Annotated in this window: 20 protein-coding genes; 13 read left to right on the top strand and 7 right to left on the bottom strand. The window is 66.0% G+C overall.

Annotated features, from left to right (window positions below; translation table 11 throughout):
• The 7 genes from ACO1BU_RS33520 to ACO1BU_RS33550 form a co-directional block, all read right to left on the bottom strand.
• On the bottom strand, positions 1 to 1214 hold a 1214-nt coding region (locus ACO1BU_RS33520), incomplete at its 3' end, for a Lar family restriction alleviation protein (protein WP_424140267.1).
• On the bottom strand, positions 1204 to 1542 hold the full coding sequence (locus ACO1BU_RS33525; RefSeq protein WP_424140268.1) for a hypothetical protein: 339 nt from the start codon (positions 1540 to 1542) through the stop codon (positions 1204 to 1206). The genes ACO1BU_RS33520 and ACO1BU_RS33525, both read right to left, overlap by 11 nt.
• Entirely contained in the window at positions 1542 to 1874 is a 333-nt protein-coding gene (locus ACO1BU_RS33530) for a hypothetical protein (protein ID WP_424140269.1), read from the bottom strand. Before ACO1BU_RS33530 ends, ACO1BU_RS33525 begins: the two co-directional genes overlap by 1 nt.
• A gap of 35 nt (positions 1875 to 1909) precedes the next feature.
• Complete coding sequence (locus tag ACO1BU_RS33535) at positions 1910 to 2173, bottom strand: hypothetical protein (protein ID WP_424140270.1); 264 nt, start codon at positions 2171 to 2173, stop codon at positions 1910 to 1912.
• A gap of 146 nt (positions 2174 to 2319) precedes the next feature.
• Positions 2320 to 2775: a hypothetical protein gene (locus ACO1BU_RS33540; protein ID WP_424140271.1), complete on the bottom strand. Its 456-nt coding sequence runs from the start codon at positions 2773 to 2775 to the stop codon at positions 2320 to 2322.
• 55 nt (positions 2776 to 2830) lie between these two features.
• A complete protein-coding gene (locus ACO1BU_RS33545; RefSeq protein WP_424140272.1) occupies positions 2831 to 3598 on the bottom strand; it encodes a phage antirepressor KilAC domain-containing protein in 768 nt (255 codons plus the stop codon).
• 99 nt (positions 3599 to 3697) lie between these two features.
• Positions 3698 to 4234 carry a helix-turn-helix domain-containing protein gene (locus tag ACO1BU_RS33550; protein WP_424140273.1) on the bottom strand — a complete coding sequence of 179 codons (537 nt, stop codon included), beginning with the start codon at positions 4232 to 4234 and terminating at the stop codon, positions 3698 to 3700.
• Between the two features lie 194 nt (positions 4235 to 4428).
• Between ACO1BU_RS33550 and ACO1BU_RS33555 the strand changes: the two genes are divergently transcribed.
• The 13 genes from ACO1BU_RS33555 to ACO1BU_RS33615 all read left to right on the top strand — a co-directional run bounded on the left by ACO1BU_RS33555 (position 4429) and on the right by ACO1BU_RS33615 (position 11434).
• Positions 4429 to 4596: a hypothetical protein gene (locus ACO1BU_RS33555; protein WP_424140274.1), complete on the top strand. Its 168-nt coding sequence runs from the start codon at positions 4429 to 4431 to the stop codon at positions 4594 to 4596.
• Between the two features lie 3 nt (positions 4597 to 4599).
• A complete protein-coding gene (locus ACO1BU_RS33560) occupies positions 4600 to 4884 on the top strand; it encodes a hypothetical protein (protein WP_424140275.1) in 285 nt (94 codons plus the stop codon).
• 107 nt (positions 4885 to 4991) lie between these two features.
• A complete protein-coding gene (locus tag ACO1BU_RS33565) occupies positions 4992 to 5384 on the top strand; it encodes a MerR family transcriptional regulator (protein WP_424140276.1) in 393 nt (130 codons plus the stop codon).
• On the top strand, positions 5381 to 5764 hold the full coding sequence (locus ACO1BU_RS33570) for a hypothetical protein (protein WP_424138633.1): 384 nt from the start codon (positions 5381 to 5383) through the stop codon (positions 5762 to 5764). Before ACO1BU_RS33565 ends, ACO1BU_RS33570 begins: the two co-directional genes overlap by 4 nt.
• On the top strand, positions 5761 to 6051 hold the full coding sequence (locus tag ACO1BU_RS33575; protein ID WP_424140277.1) for a hypothetical protein: 291 nt from the start codon (positions 5761 to 5763) through the stop codon (positions 6049 to 6051). The genes ACO1BU_RS33570 and ACO1BU_RS33575 overlap by 4 nt, the downstream gene beginning before the upstream one ends.
• On the top strand, positions 6048 to 6527 hold the full coding sequence (locus tag ACO1BU_RS33580) for a VRR-NUC domain-containing protein (RefSeq protein WP_424140278.1): 480 nt from the start codon (positions 6048 to 6050) through the stop codon (positions 6525 to 6527). The genes ACO1BU_RS33575 and ACO1BU_RS33580 overlap by 4 nt, the downstream gene beginning before the upstream one ends.
• Positions 6528 to 6602: 75 nt before the next feature.
• The gene (locus ACO1BU_RS33585; protein WP_424140279.1) at positions 6603 to 7211 is read left to right on the top strand and encodes a hypothetical protein; all 609 of its coding nucleotides are present in this window, start codon (positions 6603 to 6605) and stop codon (positions 7209 to 7211) included.
• Positions 7211 to 7525: a hypothetical protein gene (locus tag ACO1BU_RS33590; RefSeq protein WP_424140280.1), complete on the top strand. Its 315-nt coding sequence runs from the start codon at positions 7211 to 7213 to the stop codon at positions 7523 to 7525. The genes ACO1BU_RS33585 and ACO1BU_RS33590 overlap by 1 nt, the downstream gene beginning before the upstream one ends.
• Before the next feature lie 90 nt (positions 7526 to 7615).
• Positions 7616 to 10354, top strand: a complete 2739-nt coding sequence (locus ACO1BU_RS33595) for a hypothetical protein (RefSeq protein ID WP_424140281.1) — start codon at positions 7616 to 7618, stop codon at positions 10352 to 10354.
• Between the two features lie 190 nt (positions 10355 to 10544).
• Positions 10545 to 10778: a hypothetical protein gene (locus ACO1BU_RS33600; RefSeq protein ID WP_424140282.1), complete on the top strand. Its 234-nt coding sequence runs from the start codon at positions 10545 to 10547 to the stop codon at positions 10776 to 10778.
• A complete protein-coding gene (locus ACO1BU_RS33605; protein ID WP_424140283.1) occupies positions 10771 to 10992 on the top strand; it encodes a hypothetical protein in 222 nt (73 codons plus the stop codon). Before ACO1BU_RS33600 ends, ACO1BU_RS33605 begins: the two co-directional genes overlap by 8 nt.
• Positions 10989 to 11183, top strand: coding sequence for a hypothetical protein (locus ACO1BU_RS33610; protein WP_424140284.1), 195 nt, complete (start codon positions 10989 to 10991; stop codon positions 11181 to 11183). Before ACO1BU_RS33605 ends, ACO1BU_RS33610 begins: the two co-directional genes overlap by 4 nt.
• Positions 11183 to 11434: a hypothetical protein gene (locus tag ACO1BU_RS33615; protein WP_424140285.1), complete on the top strand. Its 252-nt coding sequence runs from the start codon at positions 11183 to 11185 to the stop codon at positions 11432 to 11434. Before ACO1BU_RS33610 ends, ACO1BU_RS33615 begins: the two co-directional genes overlap by 1 nt.
• The last annotated feature ends 86 nt before the right edge of the window (positions 11435 to 11520 follow it).

Consider the following 11520-nt stretch of genomic DNA (forward strand, 5'->3'; position numbering starts at 1 on the left):
GTTGGAGGTGCCGCCCGCGCGGTGGAGATGTCCTGACCTTCGTACCCCCAGTAGGGTCGCGGCTTACGGCTGTGCCCGTCATCGCTGAACCGACCGGTGACGACCATTCCGCCGAACAGGGTGGGTGTCCACAGTTGGATGCGGGGTGTGTTGAAGCGACCATCACCCTTCGGAGCCGTCTCGATCGGCTGCCAATCCTCCCCACCCGACGCAGGCTGGGCGGCGGTGAGGGCGGTGCGAGCAGCACGACGTGCAGCGTCCATTCGGTCGCGCAGATCGTCCATGCCGGGCACGCGATCCGTCATTGCGTTGTAGATATCGGCCGGGATCGCGCCCGCCATTTCGTTGCAGGCGTCTTCCAGATCACGCAGTGCCTCCACCACCCCCGCGCTGGCCGTCTCCACCGGGGCAGGCGGGGCGAGGGGGTTATTCCCTTTTTTCAGGAACCCGTCTTCTATCGCTCGTTCTCTCGCGTCCAACTCAGTCATGCTGATACGAGGGGCGATGCGTTGAGGGGTGGCACGCTCCGGGGGAGGGCGTTCATTCCCCAGAATTGCACGGACGGCGAACAGCAACTTGGAGAACGTAATCCAGCTAAAGTGCGTGTAGCAGTCTGGGTGAGGGCGGCTGTCGTCGTATCCTGCTCGTTTCATCAGATCGCGCACTACGCTCTGCGGAATACCTGCCTCCCGCATCGCCTCCCCCGACGACGCGCCCGCCTGCTCCACAGCGGCGGTTTTCTCACGCTCTATCAGGGCGTCGCCCATGAACTTGGCGCGCTCGTCCGCGATGTCGCGCCAGAAGACCAGTGCCGCGATCACGTCCACCGCTGAAACCATACCGGCCGCTTCCAGCTTCGCGATCTCGTCTCTGATCGTGTCCGCGTGGGCTGCCGCATACTTCTGGTGAACACGGGGCTGGTAGGGGCCTCCGAACACCTTGCGGAACAGACTGTCCGGTTCCTCCTGCTCCACCGCCGCGCTGGGCGTGGGGGTGCGGCGGTTCCAGATGTCGGACAGAGCGGGCCGCACATCATCCATGACTGGGAAGATCAGCGGCGTGCAGACGTGGCAGTTCCTGCACTCAACGAACATGCCACCGAAGTTCTCGTCACTCTGGTTCTCAACACGCTGGTACTCAGCCTCGTCGTGGCCGCAGAACGGACATGGAGCCAGCACCATCTCCTCGCGCGGGGTCGGGGTCTCAGCGGGCATTGGGAGCTTGCTCCTGCGGGGACGCGGCGGCGCACACTTCACGGTTGTCGGCGCCATATCGGTCGTAAAACTCATCTGCGAAGTCGAGCAGCTTTCTGGCGCGGGCGCAGATCGGGCGCTTCCCATCGTTGGTGCCGGTGTTCTGGTCTACAACCTTGCCATCCCTGTCGAAGAGCGTTGGACCCCAGCCAACAGCAAGGACAAAGCGGGAGTAGCGATCAGGGCGGGCACGGAGCATCTTCCGCACTTCCTCCTCCAGCACCTGGGCGGCTTGCTCGAATGCGTCGCTCATGATCCGCTCGATGCGATGCTGCGCGCGTGCATTCATCACACCCCTCCCTGCGGCGCGGAGGCGCGGGCGAGGGCGGCGCGGGCTTTCTCCTGACGGAAGGTCGCCTCACGTCCCTCTGGGCTATCCGGCCCAAAACGGTGCAGTAGCCATGCGCACAAACCATCCAGCAGTTCAGTGCACTGATGCAGGTCAGGACTTGCCGCGATTAGGCGGGCATTGGCTTCGGTGGCATTGAGCCCGCGAAACACCCGGCATACCGGCTCAAAGGTCTCGCCCTTGAGAGGTCCGCGATGCACATTCCCCACGATAGCCGGACCATCGAACTCGGGGTCGATGCGCCACGGCCCCGGCGTGAACGCCTCCCGCATCTCGCCCGGCTGCGGGGTGGGGGGTACGGGTTGGGTCACTGACCGTCCTCCATCTCATCCGCGTCTTCGTCTTCGCGATCTTCAGTGCCCACCTTCACCGACAACTCCACGCGGAACTGCGTCCCGTTCCTGTGGTGGTAGGTGATGCTGACCGACGGGTTCACGTCGTCCAAAGTGAGGCCGGTATCCCGAAGCATGCCGATGGCGTCTTTGTTGAACATTGCTGCAAGCTCTTCCGCCATCTGCGGCAGGTCGCTTTCCAGCGCGTCCAGCACGCCAGGCTCCTTATCGTCGCTCATCACAACCCCACCATCGCCACAGCCACGGCCAGGAACGAGGCCAGCGCGATCGCAGCGCTCAGGGTGCTCTCAGTGCCGTCCATCTCGCTCGTTCTCCTTGTCTGACGATCATTCGAGGGTCGGCGCACCGGCCCTCTAGGTGAGCGTCAGGGACCGACGGAGAACGGCGCGTTGCCACTCATCTCGCCCGCACGCTGGCAGGCAGCCTCGACCAATTCCTCGACGTAGGAGCCGCGACGACGTAGCGCGTAGGCGCTGCACGATCCCTCGGCGTCGGTGATGTCGATGATGTCGAGCGCCATGCGCCGGATGGCGCGCTCGCGCTCAATCGGCTTGCGGGTAGAGGCCCATTCGTAGGCGGCCTTGAAAGCTTCGGGCCACGTCTCGGCCTTGAAGAACTGATCGTCACCGTGGCCGCAAACGCCGAGGGGATAGATGCTGATGTGGGCGGGTTCGCTGCTGCTGTAGCTGTTGGCGCTTACGCTTGCCGTCGCATCGCACTGGATACCTATCAGCGAACGCAGCTCGCCAAGGTGCCCCCAGATGGCGTGAGCGCTCATCGCGTCCTGAACCTTCGGCAGTTCCTTCGTCTCGCTCGCCATCTTCGTCTTCCTCTCTCCCGGCCGGGGTGGCGGGTGGTTCTGTGTTGGGGGTGGGTTAGGCCGACATCTGAAGTGTCGGAGAAAAGGCGACCGCGAGACGGGCCAAGCCTTTCGGAGTGACGCGCACCTGAGTGGCGACCTTCTCGGTGCCGTCAGGCCGGGACACCGCCGTCACCTTGTGAGCCAACAGGCCAGCGTTGATGCGCTCCTGCCGTCCAATGTCGGAGCTGCCGGGCCGGCTGTAGATCCAGCCATTGGCGCGCAGGTAGGCGAACAGTTCCTTCGGCCGCACCTGAAGCGTCTTCGCGGCGTCGGTGATGCAGAGGCTGCCGTCCGCCTCGGCGATCCTGTCGTGCGCGTCAGCCTTGGGCGCGAGCGCGGCAACTTTCCGGGTCAGGTCCTTGATCGTGGCGTCAGCCATCAGCACTGCGCGGGCCATCAGCTCGTCGGCCGACATTTCGCCAGTCGCCACTTTCTCTTGGCCCGCGACGTAGCCGCCGTTCTTTCGGATGGCGGGAAGGACTTCGGCGGTGACCCACTTCTTGAACCGCTTCGCCGCCGCCTTCCGGCTGGTCAGGATGAGGCTGTAGAGGCCGCTCTCATTGATGATGGTCATCTGTTGAGCGCCCGAGGGGGTGTCCATAGTACGGACACCCTTTTCGTCGTCATCGAGACGGGCCGCTGCGTTGCGGCTGTTTTCGATTTCCAGCACGCGGCACACGTCAGCCAGGACGAACCACGGTTCGCCTGCCTCGGTTGCGACCCGCACGGCCGCACCTTCGAAGTCGAACGGATAGACGCTGGGAAGCTGCTCGCTGGCCACTCGGCCCTCCATCGCACGGGGAGGGCGTGCCCTCCGCTGTCTGGGAGGGAAAGCTAGCGAGAGACGCTAAAGTAGTCTAGCGTTATTCGCTAAGGCCGATCACTTTTTGTCGGTTGTGGTCGATGCGATGATTTCGCCCATCGCTAACCATCGTTTCACCGCCTCCGGGTCTCCGCTCGTAATGATCTCATGTGCCTTCCGTAGTAGCTCTGGGGTGCGATCGTCGCCGGGAGGAAAGAACAGGCGATCGGGGGTGACGCCGTAGACCTGGGCTAAAAGCGCAATGTCTTCAACGCGCACCGCGGTCTCCCCAGATTCCCACTTTGCCAACGCGGCCTGGTCCAGGGGCGAATCGTCCGGAGCCAGTGTTCCTATCTTGTTCACTACCTCCTGACGAGACAAGCCCAGACTTTCACGCCAGGCGCGAAGATGTTGCATGCGGGGGGCGTGGGAGCGGCGGCGCTTCGGCATAGCGCCATTTTCGCCTACTGTGACCAACCCTCTTACGGGGTCCTTAGCGAATAGCGCTTGCCTCGATTTAGCGGACAGCGCTAGGTTGCAGGCATGACCCTTGCGGAACATCTCGCCGCCGTCGGCCTGACTAGGGAGCAATTCGCTGCCAAGGTTGGCGCGCATCCGATTACTGTCTCCAAGTGGGCCACGGGCGCCGCGATGCCGCGCTCGTCATGGCTGTCCAGGATCATGGAGGCCACTGATCGGCAGGTAACTCCTGACGACTTTCATGCAGTGGTTTCGCGACGCGCCGAACAGGCCCGCAAATTTGAGCTTTCCCGCTCTGTCGCCCCCACCCCCGAGCAGGTCTCAACCTGATGGCCCGCATCATCCCCCTTCACGCCGGGCTGCGCCGCACGGGCGCGACCCCGCCGGAGATGCCTGAGCCGGAGCGGTCAGCGAACCCGGTTCCGATCTTCCTGTCCTTCGCCATCGTCTGCTGGCTCGCCGTCATCGGGCTAGTCACGTGGCTGGCGGGAGGCTGAGACATGCGCGTCGATCTCCCCCGATCCCGGGACGCCCACGCCTACTTCCGCACGCTGGTGGAAGCCGGGCTGCCGGATCAGCCCGTGGAACTGCACCACGATGGCAAGCACTGCCTCACCTACCGTTCGCTGCATCGCGCGGCGCTTCTCACCGTGTCTGAGGAGCCGCGCTGCCGCTTCACGCCCTGGAGCCCGTATCCGGGCACCCAGGCTGGGCCACGCATCCAGGCGCTGCTCGATGCGCGCGCGGCTACGCCGAAGCCTGCACGCAAGCGGAGGGCCGCGTGATGATCACCATCGCCGCCATCGGCTGCATCTACTACGCCATTTCGGCCTTCCTCACCCTGATCGCGGGTAACCTCGCCATCGAGGCCGCAGAAGAGCGGAGGGGCTAGATGGGCTCCCCGCAGAAATCCCCAGGCGCCTTCCGCACCATCGGCGAGGTCTCCGTCGAGTTGGGCATTGAGACGCACACGCTGCGCTTCTGGGAAAGCAAGTTCCCGCAGCTTCAGCCTGTGCGGGCGAATGGTCAGCGCCGGTACTACCGGCCGGCGGATATCGCGGTCGTTCGCGTGATCGACAGGCTGCTTCGGGTCGAGGGTTACACCATCGCTGGCGCGCGTGGCGCGCTCGTCCGCGAGGGGTACCGCGCTCCTTCTATCGGTGCGGATGTCCGTGCCGCGCAGGGCGGGGAGGGGCTGCAACCCCTCCCGACCAACTCCTGCAATGCGTCTGGTGAACACGTCGTCCTGCATGTCCATGAGCATGCACAGGAACACACGACATGAAGCTGTCCATCTTCGCCAAGGACGTGGCGCAATCCACCCAGGCCGCTGTCCGTTGCTTCATTGAGGAGCATGGCCGCGCCCGGGGGCTGGAGGTCTTCGCCCGGACCGTCGGCATCACCGAACGCCGCGCCCGCTCCCTGGCTGAAGGAACAGCCGGCCGGATCGACGCCGCCGAGTATCTCGCAGCTCAGGCTGCACGCGCGGAGCTTCTGCGCACCCGGATCGCCCGGGCCAAACACGAACTTCATATCCTAGAGGCGACGCATGGAATGGATTTTGGGGCGCCTCGGGGCGGCCCTGTTGTGGGGCGGGGAACGACTGACGGCAGCCGGCCTGGTCTGCATCAGGTTGGGCCAACGCTGGCGGCGGTGATCGCATGAGCCGCTGGCCGTCCTATGAGCGCGCCCTCGCGAAAGGCGCTTCCTACGGCGAGATCGCTCGGGCCGAAGGCCTCGACTACGCCACCGTTCGTATGCGGTGCCGGCGCGCTGGGCTGCGCGCCCTCACTCCCTATCGGCGGCCTGAGCCCCAGACGGCTGTCCGTGTGGCGCGGGCCCGGAAGATGCTCGCTCGCGGCATGGACAAGGAGGTCGTTGCCGACCGCCTTGGCATCTCGCCGGCGGCCCTTCGGATGATGCTGCTTCGCGCCGAAAGGGCGGAAGCATGAATGCCTTTGTGGATCAGGACCGCGATCTCGCCGCGGAGATCGACGCGCTCGAACTGCCCGAGATGCGGTCCCTCCTGAGCGGACGGAAGACGCGCTCCGTTCCAAAGGCGGCCAACGGGGCGCCGACCGGCTCGGAGATGGACATCCAAAAGTCGATCGTCAGCCTGGTTCGCACGGCTTACCCGAAGGCCATCATTACCAAGGTCGAGAACGAAACCGGGCAGGCCCACACAAACGGCTTCGCCTATGGGCGGGCGCGGCGTGCCTCCGGGGTCACCAAGGACTTCCCGGATCTCGTGATCTTCTGGCCGGGGGGCATCGTCACGATCCCCGAAGTCAAGAAGCCGGGCGGACGGGTTCGGGCAGGCCAGGACGCCATGATCGCCCGGCTGAACGCCATGGGCTTCTACGCGGACATCGTGGCGTCGCTGGACGAGGCAAAGGCGCTCTTTCGCCGCGCCGGGGTGATCCGGTGAGCCCTCAGCAAATCAGCACCCGATCCCCTGGCGGGGGGACCGGGCGCCTTCACCAACCAGGGAGATTGCCGCTCCATGATTGACCCGCAAATGGGTAGCCCGGACAGGCGCCCCGGGACAAGGCGGTTCAGCCTTCCCGAGCCGTCCATTGGCCGCGAGAGCTACATGCACCGGGCGGCCAAGGAGGTCGTCGCGGGCTGGCTCCGCGATGTCGCCGCCGAAGCTGGCTATGACGAGTACACCCGTCTCGGCCCGCTTTCCTGGCGGGTCAACCGGCCGGGGCCGTCTTGGGGCATCTGGCTCGAGTATCCCTTCACCGACGCCCGGGGCGGCTCCGAGGTCTGGGACGAGGAGTTCGGAGACACAGGCGACTGCCCCTGGCAGGACGCGCTTCCCCCGATCGTAGATGGCAAGGTGTTGGGCGAGCGTGTCGCCGCCGTCGCTGATATCGCGATCCAGCACAAGGGCTGCATCATCTGGGCGGTCGAGATCGTCCACAAGCACCCGTGCCCGATCCACAAGCGGGCCTTCTACGACCACCACCACATCGGCCTGATCGAGGTTCGAGCCTCTTGGGTCATGCGTCAGACCAAGCGCCCGGACGGCCTCATGGCTCGAGCCGGCCGCATCCGAACCGTCATGCCAGGCACGCCCTTCCGGGTGATGAAGAAGGGGGATCTGTGATGAGCGGCACCAGCCTCGAGATCGTGGAGTGGAAGGCCCTCTCCCGCAACTCCCTCCGCGGCTTCGCCACCGTGCGCCTTCGGAACGGGCTCGCGATCAAGGACGTCACGGTCCACTGCTCTAACGGCAAGCGCTGGGCCTCGCTTCCGTCCAAGCCCCTGATCGACAAGGACGGCAACGCGCAGCGGAGCCAGGATGGGAAGATCCGCTACGTCCCCATTCTCGAGTGGCCCTCGCGCGATGTCGCCGATCGCTTCAGCGAGGCTGTCGTGACGGCTGTTGAGGCGGCCTATCCCGGCCAGGTCGGGGAGTGAGCCGTCCTGAACGCGCACACTTCCCATGCGGCCGGGGAGACGGCTGCTAGCCGCACCTACGGGTTCACCTTCGGCACCTACACCCAAAAGATGGGGTGGAAGGACCGGCGCGCGCTGTCCTGGGATGCCCTGTGCGAGATCCTGACGACCCACGAAGAGGGCGCCAAGGAAGGAACGTGCATCATCCCCGCCGTCTTCTTCGGGGAGCGCCGGAAGAAGGAGGAAGCGGAGCGGATCGACGTCGCGTTCCTCGACAGTGACGCCGGCTACCCCCTCGATCAGATCGCCCAGAAGATCAGGACCAAGGGCTGGGCCGCCATCATCTCATCCACCCATTCGCACATGACTACCGAGACCCGGGTCAAGCGAAGCAACTGGGAGCGGTGGAAGGCGCAGCAGCCCGAGATCGACGGGATGAATCTCCCGGCTGCGTTCCTCGAGGAGGAGAAGGGCTACCTCGCCGACGTCGCCGTAGGCGCGGTGATCGACCGGGTAGATGGCGAACACCTCATCTTCCAGCATGCCCCTTGCCCGAAGTTCCGCATTGCCATTCCTCTGGCCCGGCCCTGGGTCGCGACCGAGTACAAGGACCAGACCGCCGCGAATGCTGCCTGGAAGGAGCGGGTCGAGGCCTTGGCCCATGCCCTCCAGCTTGACCATGATCAGTCCTGCACCGACACATCGCGGCTCTTCTATCTCCCGCGACGCCCCGCTGGTGGCGTGGCCCCTGAGACCGCCGTTATAGACGGGACGCCGTGCGACGTCTTTGCTCTGCGTGCCCCAGCCGAAGAGGGCGGGCTTTTTGGCGCCGCGCGCGAGGAGGCCCCTGCCTCTCCGAAGAAGAAGCGGAAGCCTCGGCACGACGGTCCGACCGAATGGGTGGACGGGGAGGGCGAGGTCCATGACCTGACGCGCTGGGCGCGGCGGCATGGCCTGCACTTCGAGATCGTGTCGGCTCTGAAGGCCCGGAAGCCGGAGGTGTTCGTCGGGCGCCTGGCCGACGGGGTGAAGCACCACATCCGCTGCCCGAACGAGGACGAGCACACCAACGCCGGGGCGGACGTCGCCACCTTCGCCACCAATGCCAGCGAAGCCAACAACAAGGGCTTCGTGATCCACTGCCGGCACTCCCACTGCACAGACCGCGACCGCCTCTTCTTCGTCCGGCGCATGCTCGAGGAGGGCTGGCTGTCGGCGGCTGACCTGACCGATCCCGACTTCATGTCCGGGCGCTCAGAGGATGAGGCGCCCCGTCCCGGTCCCGCCCCGGGCATCGCTGCCGCGCCGGTCATCCGCTACGTCGCTGGTCAGCTTCCTGAGATCGTGGATCAGGCCGAAGACGCCCTGCTGAAGGCGGATCTCGGCATCTATCAGCGGGGCGCCTTCATCGTGCGGCCCGGGAAGGTGCGCGTCACGGTCCCGCGGAAGGGGGAGGTGGATGCCCTCCGGGTGCTCGAGGTCGGGGTCCATGCCCTGGTGGAAGCCATGACCACGGCCGCGGACTGGGAGCGGTATGACGGCCGGTCCGAAACCTGGGTGCCGATCGACGCCCCGGCGAAGGTGGCAGAGACATATCGGCAGCGCGCCGGCCGCTGGCGCCTACCGGTCCTGACGGGCGTCATCAACGCGCCGACCTTACGGCCGGACGGCACGATCCTGGCCCGGTCGGGCTACGACCCCGCGACGGGGCTTCTGCTGGACCTCCGGGGCTCCACCTTCCCGGAGATTCGGGAGAATCCGACCAAGGCTCACGCTGACAAGGCACTGACCGCCTTGTTGGACCTGATCTCCACCTTCCCCTTCGTGTCCGAGACCGACAGGTCAGTGGCCCTTTCGGCTCTTCTGACCGCTGTCGTTCGCCGGTCCCTGCCGACTGCGCCTATGCACGCTTTCACGGCGCCGACTGCGGGGTCCGGGAAGTCCAAGCTGGTGGACATCGCTAGTGTGATCAGCACCGGGCGCGAGGCCTCCGTCATCGCTCAGGGCAAGGACGAGGTGGAGATGGAGAAGCGTCTCTCCTCCCTCCTCCTCGCTGGGGACCAGATCGTCGCGATCGACAACTGCGACCTGCCCGTGGGCGGCGACATGCTCTGCCAGATGCTCACCCAGCCTATGGTGCGCATGCGCATCCTCGGCAAGAGCGAGACGCCGGAGTTGCTGACCAATAGCCTGGTGACGGCCACCGGCAACAACCTGGTGCTGGCTGGGGACATGACCCGCCGCGCGCTGCTCTGTCGCATCGACCCGGGGGTGGAGCGCCCTGAGCTGCGGGAGTTCGATTTCGACCCGGTGGAGCGCGCGAAGCAGGACCGCGGGCTTTACGTCGCGGCGGTGCTGACCATTCTGCGCGCCTACTTCGTGGCCGGCCGGCCGGAGCAGAAGAAGCCGCTCGGCTCATTCGGGGACTGGAGCCGGGTCGTCCGTGACGCCCTGCTGTGGCTGGGCCAGGAAGACCCGACCGACAGCATGGACGAGGCCCGCAAGAGCGATCCGAAGCTCGAGGCGCTGTCAGCGGTCCTCTCGGGTTGGAGAGAGGCGATAGGCACAACGCGCCTCAGCGTTCGCAAGATCATCGAGCGCGCGATTTCGACGCACATTCCGACCGCGGAGAACGGCCGCGTGGACTTCAACGCCAAGCCCGAACTGCGCTTTCCGGAGTTCCGCGAGGCGCTGCTGGCAGCCGCTGGGGACGGCGGCGTCATCAACGGGAAGCGACTCGGCAAGTGGTTGATGAACCACAAAGACCGGATCGTGGACGGCTACCGGATCAAGCAGATGCCGATGATCGACGGCACCACGACTTGGCAGGTCGAGGGGGTGAACTCGTGATGAAGGAAGTGGGTTTAGTGCCTTTAGTGGCTTTCTCTCCTTCTTCGCGCGGAAAGTGTCAGAATGACACGCTGCCGAATAAGGTATGCAAGGAGGGTGAGAAGGACAGTTTACGGGAAGGGAGCGGCGAAGAGGCACTAAAGGCACTAAACCCACTTCCGACCTCGAGCCCTCGCCGGAGGGCCGGCTGATGCCCCGCCCGCCCTGGAAGTCCCCGAGGCAGGAGAAGCCGCGCGCGGCTGGCCTGGACTGGCACCGCGTGGACCGGGCCGTGGATCTGCTGCGGAGAGGCGCGACGGAGGGCAAGGGCCCGGCCGGGATGATCGCCCTCATCATCGACGGTCGAGCCGAGAGCAGCTTCCAGCCGGCCACGCTCAAGGCTGCGAAGGCGCGGCTGGCCGAGGAGGTGCTGTTCCGTGGCTGATCTGTCGCCCGCCGAGTTCGGCCGTCGCGTGGCCGACCAGGAAGCCGCCTACGCCCTCGATCGCCTGCTGCTGGAGATGGACATCTCCGCACGCGCCCACGCCGCTGCTGGCGTGCCTCTCGCGAAGGATGACGCGGCGTTCCTGGCTGCCAAGCGCGCCCGCCTCCAGTCCCTCCGCGACCGCCTGTCCGCGCCGAGGGGAGAGGGGGCGTGAAGGTGGTGCTCGACGGGGTGCCCCTGGAAGCCATGACGACGGACCAGATCCGGCGGTGCCTGGCGGAGATCGAGCTGCACCGCCAGGGCCGCTACCCGCTGTCCTACACGCCGGCGGAGCTGCGGGAGGCGGCACTGGCCATTGGGCGGGTCGTCACAGCCCGCCGGCAACTCGCGGGGGAGGGGAAGTGATGGACGCTCAGGACGAGTACGATCCCGAGGCTGCGATCAAGGCACTAGAGGCCAAGGCATCCCGGACCCGGATGCACCTCTCGGTGTGCATGACCAACGCGCTCGAGGCTGCCAGCCAGGTGCACGTTGCGGCGTGTCGGATCAATGAGGAGAGCCCCGCCCAGTCGTACCTAAGCGACGCTCTGCACAGCCTCCTGATCGTGGCTGAGGAGTGCCGGCAGGCTCTGCGTTCCCGGGACCCGCGCCCATGACCCCCAACACGGCCAGAGACGCGTCTGGGAGCGCCGTGGGCGGCGTTTCTGAGGGCCGGGTAGGGCAGGGTAGCGGGGAGGGCGGA

It is taken from the genome of Roseomonas chloroacetimidivorans (genome assembly GCF_049629625.1).
GTDB classification, from domain to species: domain Bacteria; phylum Pseudomonadota; class Alphaproteobacteria; order Acetobacterales; family Acetobacteraceae; genus Roseomonas; species Roseomonas chloroacetimidivorans.

Excerpts from the sequence above, each read along its gene's own strand:
- ACO1BU_RS33525 (WP_424140268.1), bottom strand. The coding sequence starts at position 1,542 with ATGAATGCACGCGCGCAGCATCGCATCGAGCGGATCATGAGCGACGCA.
- ACO1BU_RS33530 (WP_424140269.1), bottom strand. The coding sequence starts at position 1,874 with ATGCGGGAGGCGTTCACGCCGGGGCCGTGGCGCATCGACCCCGAGTTC.
- ACO1BU_RS33535 (WP_424140270.1), bottom strand. The coding sequence starts at position 2,173 with ATGAGCGACGATAAGGAGCCTGGCGTGCTGGACGCGCTGGAAAGCGAC.
- ACO1BU_RS33540 (WP_424140271.1), bottom strand. The coding sequence starts at position 2,775 with ATGGCGAGCGAGACGAAGGAACTGCCGAAGGTTCAGGACGCGATGAGC.
- ACO1BU_RS33550 (WP_424140273.1), bottom strand. The coding sequence starts at position 4,234 with ATGCGCGCCAACCTTGGCAGCGAATTGCTCCCTAGTCAGGCCGACGGC.
- ACO1BU_RS33555 (WP_424140274.1), top strand. The coding sequence starts at position 4,429 with ATGGCCCGCATCATCCCCCTTCACGCCGGGCTGCGCCGCACGGGCGCG.
- ACO1BU_RS33560 (WP_424140275.1), top strand. The coding sequence starts at position 4,600 with ATGCGCGTCGATCTCCCCCGATCCCGGGACGCCCACGCCTACTTCCGC.
- ACO1BU_RS33565 (WP_424140276.1), top strand. The coding sequence starts at position 4,992 with ATGGGCTCCCCGCAGAAATCCCCAGGCGCCTTCCGCACCATCGGCGAG.
- ACO1BU_RS33570 (WP_424138633.1), top strand. The coding sequence starts at position 5,381 with ATGAAGCTGTCCATCTTCGCCAAGGACGTGGCGCAATCCACCCAGGCC.
- ACO1BU_RS33575 (WP_424140277.1), top strand. The coding sequence starts at position 5,761 with ATGAGCCGCTGGCCGTCCTATGAGCGCGCCCTCGCGAAAGGCGCTTCC.
- ACO1BU_RS33580 (WP_424140278.1), top strand. The coding sequence starts at position 6,048 with ATGAATGCCTTTGTGGATCAGGACCGCGATCTCGCCGCGGAGATCGAC.
- ACO1BU_RS33585 (WP_424140279.1), top strand. The coding sequence starts at position 6,603 with ATGATTGACCCGCAAATGGGTAGCCCGGACAGGCGCCCCGGGACAAGG.
- ACO1BU_RS33590 (WP_424140280.1), top strand. The coding sequence starts at position 7,211 with ATGAGCGGCACCAGCCTCGAGATCGTGGAGTGGAAGGCCCTCTCCCGC.
- ACO1BU_RS33595 (WP_424140281.1), top strand. The coding sequence starts at position 7,616 with ATGGGGTGGAAGGACCGGCGCGCGCTGTCCTGGGATGCCCTGTGCGAG.
- ACO1BU_RS33600 (WP_424140282.1), top strand. The coding sequence starts at position 10,545 with ATGCCCCGCCCGCCCTGGAAGTCCCCGAGGCAGGAGAAGCCGCGCGCG.
- ACO1BU_RS33615 (WP_424140285.1), top strand. The coding sequence starts at position 11,183 with ATGGACGCTCAGGACGAGTACGATCCCGAGGCTGCGATCAAGGCACTA.